The following is a 16,820-nucleotide window of genomic DNA, read 5'->3' on the forward strand; positions in this document are numbered from 1 at the left end:
TGTTATTGTAATACCGATGTGGTTTTCACACATATACAAAAAAGGAGTGAAGCATAGTGGCAGTAAATTTACACGATCATGCAAATCAATTAGAACAAGCTTTAAGAGAAAGTGATGAATACCAAGCTATTCAAAAAGCTTATGCAAATGTTAAAGAAAATAAAGAGTCAAAAGAATTATTTGACGAATTCCGTGAAACTCAATTAGAATTCCAACAAAAACAAATGCAAGGTGAAGAAATCGGTGAAGAAGAGCTACAAAAAGCACAAGAACAAGCTCAAAAAATCGAAAATGATTCAAACATTTCAGAATTAATGGCTGCTGAACAAAACATGAGCCAAGTATTCCAAGAAATCAACCAAATCATTGTTAAACCTTTAGACGAAATCTACGCTGACTAATATCAATTAATCAGATTTTTGATCTCCAGCTACAATACATTTTATGTATTGTAGCTTTTTTTGTTTTATCGACTGAATCTTAGACAATGTGGTAAAATATAGAGATACAAGGTATTCGCATGCACACATCTTAAAAGTTGAATGAGCAACTAATTCATTTATAGATTGTCTTGCATGTATCATCTTAAATAAACCTTTAGATAAAGGAGAACTGTACTGTATGGTGAAATTTATTCATTGTGCTGACTTACATTTAGATAGCCCGTTTAAGTCAAGAAGCTATTTAAGTCAGTCGATTTTTGAAGATATGCAAAAAAGTGCGTACGAAAGCTTTAAAAAAATAGTAGATTTAGCATTGAATGAAGAAATAGATTTTATGATTGTTTCTGGTGATTTATTTGACCAACAGAATCGGACATTACGTGCAGAAGTGTTTTTGAAAGAGCAATTTGAGCGCTTATCTAAAGAACAAATATTCGTATATATTTGTCATGGCAATCATGATCCTTTATCATCGAATATTGGAACAGAATGGCCAGATAATGTTTCAGTGTTCTCAGAAAATGTTGAAACTTATCAAACGATCACTAAAAATGGAGAAGAAATCTATCTTCACGGCTTTAGTTATCAAAATGATGCGAGTTACGAAAATAAATTAGATGCTTATCCATCAAGTCAAGGCCAAAAGGGAATCCATATTGGCATACTTCATGGTACATATAGTAAATCTAGTGCGAAAGACCGCTATACAGAATTTAGATTAGAAGATTTAAACAATAAGCTGTATCATTATTGGGCACTAGGTCATATTCATGAACGTCAACAATTAAGCGATATGCCTCAAATTCACTATCCAGGTAATATACAAGGCCGACACTTTAAAGAATTAGGTGAAAAAGGTTGTTTACTCGTAGAAGGCGACGATTTAAATCTCGAGGCTAAATTCGTACCTACACAATTTATTCGCTTTGAAAAAGCAACGCTTGAAACAGATAAAACTTCTAAGCAAGGTCTTTTTGAAGCAATTCAAACTTTTAAAACACAAGTGAGAAAAAATGGTAAATCGATTTATCAATTGAAGGTTATTGTTAATTCCGATCAATTGATACCTGAACAAGACGTCATACAAGTTCATGAAATGATTAGTGATTATGAAGAAAATGAACATAACTTTGTATTTATTGAAAATTTAACAATCAACAATAAATATGAAGATCAAAATACATTAGTAAAAGAGTTCTCACCAGAGTTAATCGATGACAACACTGTTTATGATAAAGCTATGAACGATTTATATTTAAACCCTAAAGCTTCTAAATATCTAGAGAATTATAGTGATTTTGATCGACGTGGTTTGATAGAACATGCCGAAGAATTATTAAAGTCAGATATGAGGGAGGAATAATATGAAAATTAAATCGTTAGAGATATATGGTTATGGTAGATTTATACAAAGAACAATCGAATTTGATGAGACTTTCACTGAAATATATGGTGAAAACGAAACTGGAAAGTCTACGATACAAGCTTTTATTCACTCCATCTTATTTGGTTTTCCAACAAAAAAAGAAAATGAGCCGCGCTTAGAACCACGATTAGGTAACCAATATGGCGGTAAATTAACTTTAATTCAAGATGATGGTACATTAGTTGATATAGAGCGTATAAAGGGTAGTGCAGTAGGCGATGTGAAAGTTTATTTACCTAATGGCACGATTAAAGATGAAAATTGGTTGAAAAAAGAATTGAATTTTATTTCTAAACGTACATACCAAGGTATTTTTTCTTTTGATGTACTTGGGTTACAAGATATTCATAAAAATATGGATGAGACACAATTACAAAATTATTTATTACAAGCGGGTGCATTAGGTTCTACAGAATTTACTAGCATGCGTGGCATTTTAAATGAGAAAAAAGAAATGTTATATAAGAAAAATGGACGTAATCCAATTATTAATCAACAATTAGATCAGTTGAAAGACTTAGAGAGTCAAATTAGAGCAGAAGAGTCGAAGTTAACTACTTATAAAAGACTTGTGGATGATAAAGATAAATCAGAACGCAGGTTAGATAATATAAAGCAAAATCTAGCACAGTTATCTAAAATGCATAACGAAAAACAAAAAGAACTCACTTTGCATGAACAAACACAAGAATGGAAAACATTAGAATCTCAACTAAATATTGAACCAGTACTTTTCCCAGAACAAGGTATTGATCGCTACGAATCGGCAAAAATTCAAACCCAAAACCTTAAAAGAGATTTGGGTTTAAGAGAAGAAAAGTTAGCGCATCTTAAATCAGAAAACGAAAAAATCAATGTTCCGAAACAAAGTGATATAGATGCTTTCAATCATTTACACCAACAAGAGAATGAAATTAAACAAAAAGAATATGAACTTAAAGCTATTGAAAAAGACATCCAAGATAAAGAACGCGAAAAGACTGGTCTGAAGTCTAATATTGGCTGGCATGATGTGCATCATCAAGTTGACAGTTCAGAAGCAATGAAAAGCTTTGTAAGTAATCAAATTAAAAACAAACAAGAACAAACTGCATTTGTACAACAACTCGAACGTAATATCGAAGAAAATAAAATTGATCAAGAGACCAATGCTACTGAAATAGATACTTTAGAAGCAGATATTGTACCTGAAGAAAATTTTGAAAAGAAAAAACAATATAATAAACAAGTATTTGAGCTTCAAGAAAAGAATAACCTTTACCAAAAAATGAAAGAGGCTTTTGATAAAGATCAACGAGAAAATGAGAAAAAACAGAATTTATTACGCATAAGCTTAATTATATTAGCAGTAATAAGTATAGGACTAACGATTTTCTCATTCGTATCTGCCAATATACTCTTTGGCGTTGTATTTACGATATTGTCAGTCATATTTATCATAGGCGTTTTCTTTGTAAAATCTAAGGAAATAGGTCATAGTGAAACTTTCTCAAAAGAAATAGATGATTTGCAACGACAAATTACGCATTTAGAAGATAATTATGATCTTGACTTTGACTTGGATGATCAGTACCGAGTGCGGGAACAGTTGCATAGTACAGTTAAGACAAAAGAAGCACTTGATAAAAAGGCCGACTATTTAGCAACGAATTTAGAGCAAGCTCAAAAACAATATCAAGAAGCACAAGACAGTATTCATAAAGTTAAAACAGATTTGCATTTATCTGATAAAATGTCAGATGAACTAATCATTGATAGTATTGGCACAATGAATAAGATTAAAGACTACGATAAGCATATCGATGAACTTAAAGAGCAAGCTCGTCAATTACGTGAGGCATTAGAAGCATTTTATGCACATGCTAAAGAAATAACTAATAATCAATTTACGTATTTTAATGATTTATCACTATTCCATGACATTAGACAGTGGCTCAAAGAAGAAACAAATAATCTTGAAAAATGGAATAGAAACGATGAGCAAATCAAATTAATTGAGAGTGAAGTATCGCAACTACACAATCGATTAAACGAAAATAATAATGTGATTACACAGTTATTTGGCTATGTTAATGCTTCTGATGAAGAGAGTTATTATCAACAGCATGTACAATACCAAAATTATCAACAACAAATGACAAGGTTTAATGATTTATCGAAATACTTAGAGAATCAAAATTATAATTATGATTTAAGCTCAAGGTTAAGTGAAAAGACTTATGCGCAATTAACGCATGAAGATGAAGTCTTAGCACGACAAGTAGACGAATATAATGATCAATATTTAGAAATGCAGTCAGAAGTTAGTGACTTAAACGCAAAAATAACTGATATGGAAACAGACAAGACATTAGCTGATTTAAGACATAGATTCCATATACTTAAAAATAAAGTAAATGATGAAGCAAAAGATTGGGCAAGTCTGAGTTACTTACAATCTTTAGTAGAAGGTCACATTGCACAAATTAAAGATAAACGTTTACCAGAAGTGATAAGCGAAGCAACTGATATATTTACGCATTTAACAAATGGTCATTACGTACAAGTGACTTATGCTAACGATGAATTAATGGTGAAACAACAAAATGGTCAAATGTATGAACCAGTAGAACTCAGTCAGTCTACTAAAGAAATACTTTATATTTCATTACGATTGAGTTTAATCAAAACGTTAAAACCATACTATCCATTTCCAATTATCATTGATGATGCATTTGTACATTTTGATAAGCAACGCAAAGAAATTATGATGAATTATTTAAGACAAATGCCGAAAGATTATCAAATTTTATTCTTTACATGTGTGAAAGATACAAGTGTGCCTTCAAAACAAATCATTACGTTGAATAAATTCGAGGAAGGCGGTAAATAATGAGAAACGTAGAAAATTTAAAGCCTGGAGATTCTGTAGATCACTTTTTTCTAATTCATAAAGCAATACAAGGTGTGACAGCTCAAGGCAAAGATTATATGACACTACATTTACAAGATAAAAGTGGGGATATAGAATCTAAATTATGGACGGTTTCAAAAGAAGATATGAAAATATTAGAGCCTGAACAAATTGTCCATGTTACTGGTGATGTTATCAATTATCGTGGTAGAAAACAGATGAAAATCAATAAAATACAGTTAGCTAAACCAGAAGATAATATGAAAACACAAGATTTTGTTGATGGTGCGCCATTAACACCAGATGAAATTCAAGAAGAAGTTTCACATTATATGCTAGATATTGAAAATGCTACGCTACAACGTATTACACGTCATTTGATACGTAAGCATCAAGAAGCATTTTTCACATTCCCAGCGGCAAGTACACATCACCATAACTTTTCTAGTGGTTTAAGTTATCATGTATTAACGATGTTGCGTGTTGCTAAATCTATATGTGATATTTATCCTTTACTTAACCGTAGTTTATTATATAGCTCAATTATTTTACATGATTTAGGTAAAGTAAGAGAATTAAGCGGACCAGTTGCTACATCGTACACAGTAGAAGGTAATTTACTTGGTCACATCTCCATAGCGAGTGATGAAGTTGCAGAAGCGGCAAGAGAGTTGAATCTTGACGGAGAAGAAGTACTTTTATTGCGCCATATGATTTTAGCACATCATGGTAAGATGGAATATGGTTCTCCTAAGTTACCGCACATGAAAGAAGCAGAAATATTATTCTTTATTGATAATATCGATGCTAAAATGAATATGTTTGAAAAAGCATATAAGAAAACGGATAAAGGTCAATTTACTGAGCGTATTTTTGGACTAGATGGCAGACAGTTTTATAATCCAACGTCACTAGACTAATCACGTCATTGTTTATATAAGAGGATAGTTTGGAACATCAAGAACACATCCTCAAATTAAATACACCAAGCCATTTATTTTTCTGTTGGCTTGGTGTTTTCTATTATAAAAAATATAAAAAGGCTGATAGAATCTCTTTTAGAATCTATCAGCCTTTTTGAATTTGTGTGAGCTATTTCAGAGACACTGTGATGGCTTTTTATTGTCCTGTAGACATTCCAGCGCCACCTTGTTGCATAGCTTGTTGCTGTTGCTGTTGTTGCTGCTGTTGTTTTATTTTTTCTGGGTTTAAGATTGAATCTTCAATAGCTTTTTTGATATCTCTATCCTTATAGTCTACATTATATTCATCTAATAATTCTTTGTATGCATCTGTTAATAGTTTAGGCTCTTTTTGTACTTTAGATTGTAATAATTGAGATTTAAGTTTATCTTTTTGTTTATCAAAGTCGTCTTCTTTGTCTGCTTTAATAATATGATAACCATAATCTGTTTTCACTACTTTAGAAATTTCGCCTTCTTTAAGTTTAAAGAGAGCTTTTTCAAATTTATCTTCCATTTGGCCTTTCATAACATAACCTAAGCTACCGTCTTTTTTAGCTGATGATTTATCTGCTGATTCTTCTTTTGCGATTTCACCGAATTTGTCTGGATCTTTATCGACTTGTTTTTTGATTTTTTCTGCTTTTGCTTTTGCATCTTTATCAGATAAACCTTCTTTATCATCTTCATTTTCTTTTACTTTAATTAAGATATGAGAACCTTTTTTAGTGTTTTCTTTGATTTCTTTATCTGAAACATCGACTTTGTCATTAAGTAATTCTTTTTGATAAGCTTGCGTTTTCTTCTGTTCTTTATAATCACTTATAGACATTTTTTGCTGTTTTAACATACTTTCAAATTGTTCTTTACCGCCATATTGTTTTTGTTCTTTTTCAACTTCTTTGTCGATGTCTTTCGTATTAACTTCGTCTTTATATTTATCTGCTAGTAATTTGTTTAATAAGATTGAGAATGAACTGTTGGCAATTTGTTCATCGCCCATTTTGCTCATGACATCTTCTACTTTAACGTCTCCAGCTTTTGATGAAATAATCGTATCATCTTTTGAATCTGTTGCACTACTACCACAAGCACTTAATAGCAGCGCGCTTGCCGTAACCGGAAGTATAACTTTTTTAAATGTTTTCATGGTTGGAAACTCCTTTTGTAATAATAACAACGTAAATATAACATATTATGCTGTGTTCACCAATAAGAAACCCTATTTCTAAGACTATAGTATTAGTAAATATATAAAAAAATAGATTATTAAAATTAATTTGAATAAAAAACAAAAAAGTGGGATAGAAATCAAAATTTAAAATTTGATTTCTATCCCACCCACAAGACGTATTAGGTATCTGATAGATAGCATGCTGCTTGTATGTCAAAGACACTATGCATTATTGTTCATATTTAGTGTCAACTTTATTTAGAATATTAATACCAGTTTGATGTTCTTCTATATATGAACCTTCATTGGAAAATAGTATTATTTTTAAATAAAGAAAATCCATTACTGAATAACCCATATTTAATGCAAGAATAAACATAAAGTAGTGACCAAATTGTGGGAACTGTATGCTGGCATATGCACAGATGCTCGTAATAATGATTACAGGCGTAATTAAATCAAAGCAAAAGTAATATTTATTTACAGGTGTGTTCACATACGTATTATAAAAAGGCACGGATTTATGCCGCACTAATTTATATTTTTTGAAAGATTTATAATAAGGAAACAGAAATACTAAATGAATTGCTTTATGAATGGGGTATAAGATCAACACTAATACTAAAAATACTAAAAAATATTGATCTGTCAATTTCGTATTGGAAAAGAAATACAAAATTTCATAGGCAACTAAGAATGTAATGATCGTTGTGACTAAACTTAGAAATGCGATTCTAGGTAAGCCGAAACGTGCATTTATATCAATTTGGCGTGTACATAGATACATAACTAAATCATGCTCCTCTACTTAATAAATATCAGCACTTATATACTTTCGTATTATCTATCCTAACAGTAAAAAGGTCAAGATAATTTTGAATATGTAATAGGGCGCATATAAAAGAAGAAATAAGCGATTAATTGAATACTTTTATAGGAGTTTATATCAGTATATAAAAAGAGCTGTAAACCTCATTATGGACAATGCTAAAGGTTACAGCTCTATGTTTAGGTTTGATAGATGTTTAGCATAAAATCAATTGAATAACTGTAGGTTACTTATCTTTTTCAAAAGTTTTGCTAATTTCTTCGCCACGATTTTGTAAATTCTCGATATGAGACTGTAATTTTTCAATGTTAGGGTTGATATCAGATTTGAAATCACCAATCATTGTTTTCACTTCATCACCAATTGTACTACCAAATTCTGTACTTTCAGATTTAATTTGAGAGATATAATTCGTAATATCATTTATACTTTGCTTAATGGTATTAATTTCTCTATCAACTTCTGATTCAGCGCCGGCAGGTCTTTTTGTTTGTGCATTAAATTGGTTAGACTCTCTTTTATCGCGATTCATTAAAGCAAAGCCAAGACCAGTTGCAACGCCAGCACCAAGACCTAATAATATTTGAGCTGTTTTCATAAAAATTCTCCTCATTTCTAAATAATATCGCATTCTTTAATATGTTTTATATACCCCGTATGAGATAAGATAAGCATATTTAGTCGAATTGAGCTGCTATTTCTTGTGCGAGTTTAGCTTTTTGGTCATCATCAATTGTATCTTCATGCGTTTCCCATTTATAGCCAAAGCCATCCACATCGTTTTCATATCTTGGTAAAAAGTGGAAATGAAGATGGAAGACAGATTGATCGGCAAATTCACCATTATTCTGTATAATATTTAATCCATCAGGGTTAAATGCTTTTTTAATCGCATTTGCCACTTTAGGTAATGCTGCACCAATATGTTTCATCGTCTCAGTATCTGTTTCGAAAATATTGGCTGATGCTTTTTTAGGAACTAATAGTGTGTGACCTTTTGTAACTTGAGAAATGTCTAAAAATGCGTAAACATAATCATCTTCATATACTTTATGGCTAGGTATGTCACCATCAATAATTTTACTAAAGACTGTTTCTGACATGAATCTTCACTCCTTGTAAGATTGTTACTGACTATTATAGCATTAGTATATTATTTCCGTCATTTTTCGCAGTAAATTTATGCCTATAGACTGATTTTTGATACAATATAATTTGTGGAGGTGCCATATGACAGTAAAAATAGAACATTTAACAGGCGGTTATGGTAAACGACCTGTAATTAAAAATATAAATTTTGAATTAACCCAAGGTGAAATTGTTGGGCTTATTGGATTAAATGGAGCAGGTAAAAGTACGACAATCAAGCACATGCTTGGTTTACTGACACCTATGGAAGGTGAGATGACAATTTCTAATATAAATATAAAACAAGATGTTGAAACTTATAGAAGAAAATTATCTTATATTCCAGAGTCTCCAGTTATTTATGAAGAATTAACATTGCAAGAACATATCTACATGACAGCCATGGCTTATAATATTAGCAAAGAAGCTGCAATGGAGAAGGCACAACCTTTATTAAAAACATTTCGCTTAGAAGATAAATTAAATATATTTCCAAGCCACTTTTCTAAAGGTATGAAGCAAAAAGTAATGATTATTTGTGCCTTTATTGTAGATCCAGAATTATACATTATTGATGAACCATTTCTTGGATTAGATCCTCTAGGCATTCAATCAATGTTAGATTTAATGGTTGAGAAAAAAGACGAAGGTCGTACTGTATTAATGAGTACACATATTTTAGCAACTGCAGAAAGATACTGCGATAGATTCTTAATTATGGACGAAGGGCAAATTGTAGCATTCGGAAACTTAGATGAACTAAGAGCACAAACAGGCTTAGAAGGTAAAACATTAGATGAAATATATATCCATGTCACACAAGGTGGCCAACAAACATGAATCAAAATGCGAAACAATTATTTAATACAAGAAAACAAGAGATAAGCAAAGAAAAGCAATACTATAATAAATTCATCTTTAATGGCCATTTCTCCGTATTTCTTGTAATTATGTTTGGTGCCTTTCTAGTAGGCTATGGTGATTGGCTACAATCTATACCACATGATTTTAATTACGCTTTGATTGCTAGTATCGTCGTAGCATTAACATCTATGTTTCCAATTAGAACGTTGCTTAAAGATGCAGATAGACTTTTTCTATTACCATTTGAAAAACATATGTCAGAATATATGAAACATAGTTTGATTTATAGTTACTTTTCTCGAATAGGGTTTCAAGTATTAATACTAATTGTGTTATTCCCATTGTTTTTTGTGATTAATAATCAAACGTTTGGTTTTTATATTTTGTTTGCTGTATTAGCACTCATTTTCCCATTACTAGGTTTATTATTAAAATGGCAATGGTATAAATACCGATTAGAAGGTTGGTCTCTGTATGTATTACTCTTTATTATTTTCACCTCGGGATATTACTTAGCATTAGACCCGAAACAATTATCAAGTATTACTTCTGTTTTCGTCCTCGTGGGTATAACAATGTTAATCCATTATCAAAATAAGACACATTTATATCCTTGGGAAAAAATGATTAAATCAGAACATCAACATCATATGAATTATTATAAATTCGTTAATATGTTCACAGATGTAAAACATCTTAAAGAAACAGCAGTAAGAAGAAGTTATCTAGATCCATTGTTGATTACGCCTAAGCGTAAAAAGTTTAATTCAAATTATATGTATCTTTATTTATTTATAAGAAGTTTTGTACGTGGTAAAGATGCTTTTAATATTATTTTAAGGTTAGTAATGCTTGCACTTGTTTTAATGTTTTGGTTAGAACAACCTATTATCATGTTAATTATTGGTAGCTTGTTTATGTACATTATCTTATTACAAATGGCACAATTTTATACACAACAAGCCTATGGGTTGTGGCCCCAGGTGTGGCCCGTTACTGAATCGAAAGTAATAAAAGGATATGAACAATTCTTGTATAGATTAATGTTAATTGTAGGAGCGTTATTTATTATCATCTATGCTGTAGTATTTCCACTCTATAGTTACTTTGGTTTGTTATACTTCCTTGTAGGTTGGCTAACAATTGTAAATGTCATTAAAAAACTAAAATATCAAGAAACATTGTTAAGAGATTAAAAAAAGTCGTTTCTCGATGTGTTAGATAGTTTATCTAGCGCATAAGAAACGACTTTTTATTTTAAAAATTGTAATTTTCAATATTAATTATCATCAATCGGGAATAAATATCTTTCGAAATAACTCGAATGTTGACGACTTGAGCCGAAGAACTGGCTTAGTGCCAGCTTATCAAAGTTGTCTTTGAATAAAGACGAAGCTCTAAAATCTTCATAAGCATTTCTACTTTCGAAGCCAAAGTAAATCTTATATGTTAAACCTTGTTCCGGTTTTAAGAAACGATAACTTCTATAACCAGCAAATTGATTGAAATCAGTAGAAAAGCCTTCCAATTTTTTCTCTAATTGATAAGCATGATCTTCTGAAGTCGGAATAAATATTACTGAATAAAAGTTATTCTCATCTAAATCGCCTTCAGCCTTTAGAACTTCATAAACTAAAGGTTGTTTTAAAACGGATTGATTATCTGTTTCTTCAATGATTACTGAAGAGTCAGAAGCTGAAAATTGTAATAAGTTATGATCAGGGTTATTAAGTCTGATTTGATTCAAATAACCAAAAGTACCATAAGATGCATAAATTTTCATAAGATTTCCCCCTTGCTTTGTTTAAGAAAGTGCATATAACTATTATACTGTACTATAGATATATCTATGTTATCAAATAAATATAATAATAGTCTTTGATAACATTATAATAGATTTCTAAAAGAAAACAATAGTCAAATGATTAAGATGGTAAAAGTAGACTGTTTGTCTTTTTTATGACATTTTAACACAATGAAATACGGGGTATATAACAGTATGGTATTATAAATAAGAATGATTATAATGTAGGAGGATTCAAGGTGCATAATAAAAATAATACAATCCTAGATATGATAAATGGTGAGGCGGTAGACCACACACCAGTATGGTTTATGCGTCAAGCTGGTAGATCACAGCCTGAATATAGAAAATTGAAAGAAAAGTATTCTTTATTTGAAATTACACATCAACCTGAGTTATGTGCTTATGTTACACATTTACCAGTTGATAATTATAATACAGATGCAGCGGTGCTGTATAAAGATATTATGACACCACTTCAGCCGATAGGGGTAGATGTAGAGATTAAATCTGGTATAGGTCCAGTAATTCACAACCCTATAAAAAATATACACGACGTTGAAAAGTTAGGAAAGATTGATCCTAAGCGTGACGTGCCATATGTTTTAGATACAATAAAAATATTGACTGAAGAAAAATTAAATGTGCCATTAATTGGTTTTACGGGAGCGCCATTTACATTAGCAAGTTATATGATTGAAGGTGGACCTTCAAAGAATTATAATTTTACTAAAGCAATGATGTATAGTGACGAAGCAACTTGGTTTGCACTTATGGATCATTTAGTAGACATGTCCATCACATATACCTCTGCTCAAGTTGAGGCTGGCGCAGAGATAATACAAGTGTTTGATTCTTGGGCTGGGGCGTTAAATGTAAAAGATTATCGTTATTATATTAAGCCAGCGATGGAGAAACTTATTAAGGGTATAAAAGCGAAACATGATGTGCCTGTAATATTATTTGGTGTAGGTGCAAGTCATTTAGCACAGGAGTGGAATTCATTACCTATCGATGTATTAGGTCTAGATTGGAGACTCTCTATCAAAGAAGCTGGAGATTTAAATATCACTAAAACACTGCAAGGCAATTTAGACCCATCATTGTTATTAGCACCATGGGACGTTATTGAAGAAAGATTAAAACCAATATTAGATCAAGGTATGGAACATGGACAGCACATTTTCAACCTTGGACATGGCGTTTTTCCAGAAGTTAAACCAGAAACACTTAAACGTATAACAACATTCGTTCATGATTATACTAAGAGATAGTAGACATAAACACACGTCATCAAGAGTAACAATTTATTATGTCATATACATCTAAAATTTATTATACAAAAGGATGATTTAAAAATGACAAAAACAATAGGCTTATTAGTTATGGCATATGGAACACCATATCAAGAAAGTGATATTGAGGCTTACTACACAGATATTAGACATGGGAAAAAACCTACTGAAGCAGAATTACAAGATTTAAAAGACAGATACAAACATATCGGTGGGCTATCACCATTAGCTAATACAACCAATCGCCAAGCTGAAACGCTTTGTGATGCACTAAACGAAGCTTACAGTGAGGTTGAATTTAAATTATACATTGGTTTGAAACACATACATCCTTTTATAGAAGATGCGGTTCAATCAATGCATGATGAAGGTATAGAAGAAGCAGTTACAGTAGTATTGGCGCCACACTATTCTACTTTCTCAGTAGGTTCGTATAATACGAGAGCGCAAAAAGAAGCGGATAAATATGGTATTACATTTAAACATGTAGAACACTATTATCAACAACCTAAATTCATTCAATATTGGACAGAAAAAGTGAATGAGTCATTATCGGAAATTCCAGAAGAAGAACATAATGAAACAGTGTTAGTTGTATCAGCGCATAGCCTGCCAAAAGGACTTATTGAGCAAAATAATGATCCATATCCAAATGAATTACACCATACGGCACAATTATTAGAAGAACATTCTAATATTCTCCATGTAGCTGAAGGATGGCAATCTGAAGGTAATACTGGCACACCGTGGTTAGGGCCTGATGTTCAAGATTTAACTAGGGCATTATATAAAGAATATGGCTATAAAAATTTCATTTACACTCCTGTTGGTTTTGTATGTGAACATTTAGAAGTGTTATACGATAATGATTATGAATGTAAAGTAGTCTGCGACGAATTAGGCGTTAACTATTTCCGTCCCTCAATGCCTAATACGGACCCATTGTTTATTGGGGCAATCGTTGATGAAATCAAAAATGTTTATTAAAGGAAGCGTGAACTGTTTTGACTAAAAGTATTGCGATTATTGGTGCTGGTATTACAGGTTTATCAAGTGCATATTTTATTAAAAAACAACGACCTGATATTGATGTCACTATATATGAAGCATCTAATAGAGCTGGTGGTAAAATTCAAACATATAGAACTGAAGGTTACACCATTGAACTTGGGCCAGAATCCTATTTAGGACGCAAACAGATAATGACAGATATTGCTAAAGAAATTGGTTTAGAAAATGACCTTATTACAAACCAAACAGGACAGTCTTTTATATATGCTAAAAATAAATTATTTCCAATACCGGGCGGATCAATTTTAGGTGTACCAACTGACATTAAACCATTTTTAAAGACAAAATTAATTTCTCCTACGGGTAAATTAACAGCTGGATTAGATTTATTTAAGAAATCGATAGAAATGAACCATGATATTTCAGTAGGATCATTTTTCCGCCAACGTCTAGGGGATGAAGTGTTAGAAAACTTAATAGAACCTCTAATGGGTGGCATTTACGGTACGAATATAGATGACTTGAGTTTGATGAGTACGTTTCCAGAATTCAAACAAAGAGAAGAACAATTTGGCAGTTTAATTAAAGGTATGCGATATGAAAAAGAACAGCGACAAAAACAACGTCAACTATATCCAGGTGCGCCAAAAGGGCAATTCAAGCAATTCAGACAGGGTCTGAGTTCATTTATAGAAGCTTTAACAAAATATGTATTAAATCTAGGTGTCAAAATAGAGTTTAATACGCCTATTCAAGATATTATTGTTGCTCAAAAATCTTATGAAATCGTCACATCAGAAACGAAAACTGAATATGATGGTGTCCTAGTTACTACGCCACACCAAACATTTATGCAATGGTTTGGCAATGATCCTTCCTTTGACTATTTCAATACAATGAATTCTACGACTGTGGCAACAGTCGTATTAGCTTTTGATGAAGAAAATATTGAAAACACATATGACGGTACCGGATTTGTCATTGCGCGTACAAGTAAGACAAGTATCACTGCATGTACATGGACAAGTAAAAAATGGCCATTTACAACACCAGAAGGTAAAGTACTTATTCGTGCATACGTAGGTAAACCTGATGACACGGTCGTGGACGATCACACAGATGAGGAAATTGTAAACATTGTTAAAAAAGATTTGAGTCAAATGATGACATTTAAAGGTGCACCAGATTTCAGCATCGTGAATAGATTACCTAAAAGCATGCCGCAATACCATGTAGGCCATATAGATCGTATTAAAGAAGTACAAACACATATTAAAACAAGCTATCCAAGACTACGTATTACTGGTGCCTCATTTGAAGCAGTAGGGTTACCTGATTGTATTCAACAAGGCAAAAATGCTGTCGAAGAATTAATAGCTGAACTATAATAGAAAGTTTAAAGAGCCGTTTTTCGATATAATAAGTTATTATATCGAAGTAGCGGCTTATTTTTATATTTTTAATTGTTGGATAATTTAATATTTATAATAATTGTGAGATACTTAATATATAGTGTAGTAGAAACGTATGCAGTAGCAATATAACAATGGTTTATGAGCTATTGTACAGGGGGAGTAGTTATGACAGATATTATAATTGTACATTCAAAAATTGGAGATGCCACAAATCATTGGTATAAATGGTTAGCTAATAATCTTATTTTAGAAGGTTACAATGTAACATTATTTGATTTACCAGTAGAAGAAAATGATAATCTTGAGCAGTGGGTGGAAAGAATGAAAGACCAGATCACTGTAAAAAAATATGAAACGTATTTTATAACACATGGTTTTGGTACTTTAGCATCACTAAAGTATATAGAAGAAATGAATATAAACCACATCGAAGGATTGTTTAGTGTTGCAGGCTTTATGGATGACGCGGAAGAAATAGATGCTTACATCGATCCTGAAACAAAAGCAATCGATTATGAGATTGTTAAAAATAAAGTAGATCAATTTTATGGTTTATGTTCTAAAAATGATGAATATGTATCGTATTTAGAAACTAAAAGATTAATGGATACATTAAATGGTGTATGTAAAGTTACAGAGAACGGTGGCCACTTTATAGAAGATGATGGTTTCACTACATTCACAATTTTACATGGAAAAATGCAAGGCATTATGAGTAAGTAATTTACTATTGTACATTAAAGAACATTATTTAGTTAGTTATTGTTCTTTAATGTACAATATTGAATGTAATGCCATCACTATAAATGTAGTATTTAAGTATGAAAACAATAGAATTTTGTATAAATAAGGAACTAAAGATAAAATATTATTATTATATTCCTTTTTTACACAAAATAGTTTATAAAAGTTATTGACTAAAGTGTTGGAAATTTATATACTAAGTTAGTATTGATTGATAGGGGATGTGCAAACATCAATTATCGCATTAAAGTTTTAACTCCTGATTAAGCCAATGTAAATTACTTTTAAAAAGTTGTTGACATTAAGTAAAGATTCATGGTATATTAATTGGGTAGGCGTCATTAATAATATTACCGCGGGATGGAGCAGCGGTAGCTCGTCGGGCTCATAACCCGAAGGTCGGTGGTTCAAATCCGCCTCCCGCAATTTTTTATTTTAGGTCTCGTAGTGTAGCGGTTAACACGCCTGCCTGTCACGCAGGAGATCGCGGGTTCGATTCCCGTCGAGACCGCCATTATCATTATGGTTCAGTAGCTCAGTTGGTAGAGCAATGGATTGAAGCTCCATGTGTCGGCAGTTCGACTCTGTCCTGAACCATTTTTTTAATATTAGCTTTGGCGGTTGTGGTGAAGTGGTTAACACATCGGATTGTGGTTCCGACACGCGTGGGTTCGATCCCCATCATCCGCCCCATAATGATTAATTAAGCGGGTGTAGTTTAATGGGAAAACCTCAGCCTTCCAAGCTGATGTTGTGGGTTCGATTCCCATCACCCGCTCCATTTTAATTATTCCACAGTAGCTCAGTGGTAGAGCTATCGGCTGTTAACCGA

General features: G+C 31.9%; 15 protein-coding genes and 5 tRNA genes. 15 read left to right on the forward strand and 5 right to left on the reverse strand.

All coding sequences use genetic code 11. The features are described from left to right. The first annotated feature begins 56 nt into the window (after positions 1 to 56). From AST02_RS12565 to yhaM, 4 genes are all read left to right on the forward strand, one after another. Positions 57 to 401 carry a YlbF/YmcA family competence regulator gene (locus AST02_RS12565; protein WP_046466332.1) on the forward strand — a complete coding sequence of 115 codons (345 nt, stop codon included), beginning with the start codon at positions 57 to 59 and terminating at the stop codon, positions 399 to 401. A 220-nt stretch (positions 402 to 621) separates the two neighbouring features. After that, complete coding sequence (locus AST02_RS12570) at positions 622 to 1,806, forward strand: metallophosphoesterase family protein (protein ID WP_046466333.1); 1,185 nt, start codon at positions 622 to 624, stop codon at positions 1,804 to 1,806. A 1-nt stretch (position 1,807) separates the two neighbouring features. Then, the gene (locus AST02_RS12575; protein ID WP_069818061.1) at positions 1,808 to 4,741 is read left to right on the forward strand and encodes an ATP-binding protein; all 2,934 of its coding nucleotides are present in this window, start codon (positions 1,808 to 1,810) and stop codon (positions 4,739 to 4,741) included. Then, the gene (yhaM, locus tag AST02_RS12580; protein ID WP_046466335.1) at positions 4,741 to 5,682 is read left to right on the forward strand and encodes a 3'-5' exoribonuclease YhaM; all 942 of its coding nucleotides are present in this window, start codon (positions 4,741 to 4,743) and stop codon (positions 5,680 to 5,682) included. The genes AST02_RS12575 and yhaM overlap by 1 nt, the downstream gene beginning before the upstream one ends. Positions 5,683 to 5,881: 199 nt before the next feature. On the opposite strand, the gene prsA is transcribed toward yhaM, so the two are convergent. The 4 genes from prsA to AST02_RS12600 all read right to left on the reverse strand — a co-directional run bounded on the left by prsA (position 5,882) and on the right by AST02_RS12600 (position 8,830). After that, entirely contained in the window at positions 5,882 to 6,874 is a 993-nt protein-coding gene (gene prsA, locus AST02_RS12585) for a peptidylprolyl isomerase PrsA (protein WP_069818062.1), read from the reverse strand. 253 nt (positions 6,875 to 7,127) lie between these two features. Further along, positions 7,128 to 7,685, reverse strand: a complete 558-nt coding sequence (locus AST02_RS12590; RefSeq protein ID WP_069818063.1) for a DUF3267 domain-containing protein — start codon at positions 7,683 to 7,685, stop codon at positions 7,128 to 7,130. Between the two features lie 268 nt (positions 7,686 to 7,953). Further along, positions 7,954 to 8,325, reverse strand: a complete 372-nt coding sequence (locus AST02_RS12595) for a YtxH domain-containing protein (protein WP_046466337.1) — start codon at positions 8,323 to 8,325, stop codon at positions 7,954 to 7,956. 79 nt (positions 8,326 to 8,404) lie between these two features. Continuing rightward, a complete protein-coding gene (locus AST02_RS12600; RefSeq protein ID WP_046466338.1) occupies positions 8,405 to 8,830 on the reverse strand; it encodes an HIT family protein in 426 nt (141 codons plus the stop codon). Between the two features lie 127 nt (positions 8,831 to 8,957). Between AST02_RS12600 and ecsA the strand changes: the two genes are divergently transcribed. Continuing rightward, positions 8,958 to 9,695 carry an ABC transporter ATP-binding protein EcsA gene (gene ecsA, locus AST02_RS12605; protein ID WP_069818064.1) on the forward strand — a complete coding sequence of 246 codons (738 nt, stop codon included), beginning with the start codon at positions 8,958 to 8,960 and terminating at the stop codon, positions 9,693 to 9,695. Then, positions 9,692 to 10,915, forward strand: coding sequence for an ABC transporter permease EcsB (gene ecsB / locus AST02_RS12610; protein WP_069818065.1), 1,224 nt, complete (start codon positions 9,692 to 9,694; stop codon positions 10,913 to 10,915). The genes ecsA and ecsB overlap by 4 nt, the downstream gene beginning before the upstream one ends. An 83-nt stretch (positions 10,916 to 10,998) precedes the next feature. Here the strand turns inward: ecsB and AST02_RS12615 are convergent, their stop codons facing one another. Beyond that, entirely contained in the window at positions 10,999 to 11,502 is a 504-nt protein-coding gene (locus tag AST02_RS12615; protein WP_046466341.1) for a signal transduction protein TRAP, read from the reverse strand. Positions 11,503 to 11,762: 260 nt separating this feature from the next. Between AST02_RS12615 and hemE the strand changes: the two genes are divergently transcribed. The 9 genes from hemE to AST02_RS12660 all read left to right on the forward strand — a co-directional run bounded on the left by hemE (position 11,763) and on the right by AST02_RS12660 (position 16,769). After that, positions 11,763 to 12,797 carry a uroporphyrinogen decarboxylase gene (hemE, locus tag AST02_RS12620; protein WP_069818066.1) on the forward strand — a complete coding sequence of 345 codons (1,035 nt, stop codon included), beginning with the start codon at positions 11,763 to 11,765 and terminating at the stop codon, positions 12,795 to 12,797. An 84-nt stretch (positions 12,798 to 12,881) separates the two neighbouring features. After that, positions 12,882 to 13,805: a ferrochelatase gene (hemH, locus tag AST02_RS12625; RefSeq protein WP_069818067.1), complete on the forward strand. Its 924-nt coding sequence runs from the start codon at positions 12,882 to 12,884 to the stop codon at positions 13,803 to 13,805. 17 nt (positions 13,806 to 13,822) lie between these two features. Then, entirely contained in the window at positions 13,823 to 15,217 is a 1,395-nt protein-coding gene (gene hemY, locus AST02_RS12630; RefSeq protein WP_069818068.1) for a protoporphyrinogen oxidase, read from the forward strand. 192 nt (positions 15,218 to 15,409) lie between these two features. Then, the gene (locus AST02_RS12635) at positions 15,410 to 15,967 is read left to right on the forward strand and encodes an RBBP9/YdeN family alpha/beta hydrolase (protein ID WP_046466345.1); all 558 of its coding nucleotides are present in this window, start codon (positions 15,410 to 15,412) and stop codon (positions 15,965 to 15,967) included. 375 nt (positions 15,968 to 16,342) lie between these two features. Continuing rightward, positions 16,343 to 16,414 (forward strand) — tRNA-Met (locus AST02_RS12640). 12 nt (positions 16,415 to 16,426) lie between these two features. Next, a tRNA-Asp gene (locus tag AST02_RS12645) sits at positions 16,427 to 16,502 on the forward strand. Positions 16,503 to 16,512: 10 nt separating this feature from the next. After that, a tRNA-Phe gene (locus tag AST02_RS12650) sits at positions 16,513 to 16,585 on the forward strand. 20 nt (positions 16,586 to 16,605) lie between these two features. Beyond that, positions 16,606 to 16,681: transfer RNA gene (locus AST02_RS12655), tRNA-His, on the forward strand. Positions 16,682 to 16,695: 14 nt separating this feature from the next. Further along, positions 16,696 to 16,769 (forward strand) — tRNA-Gly (locus AST02_RS12660). Positions 16,770 to 16,820 lie beyond the last annotated feature (51 nt).

It is taken from the genome of Staphylococcus equorum (assembly GCF_001747895.1).
GTDB classification, from domain to species: Bacteria; Bacillota; Bacilli; order Staphylococcales; family Staphylococcaceae; genus Staphylococcus; species Staphylococcus equorum_A.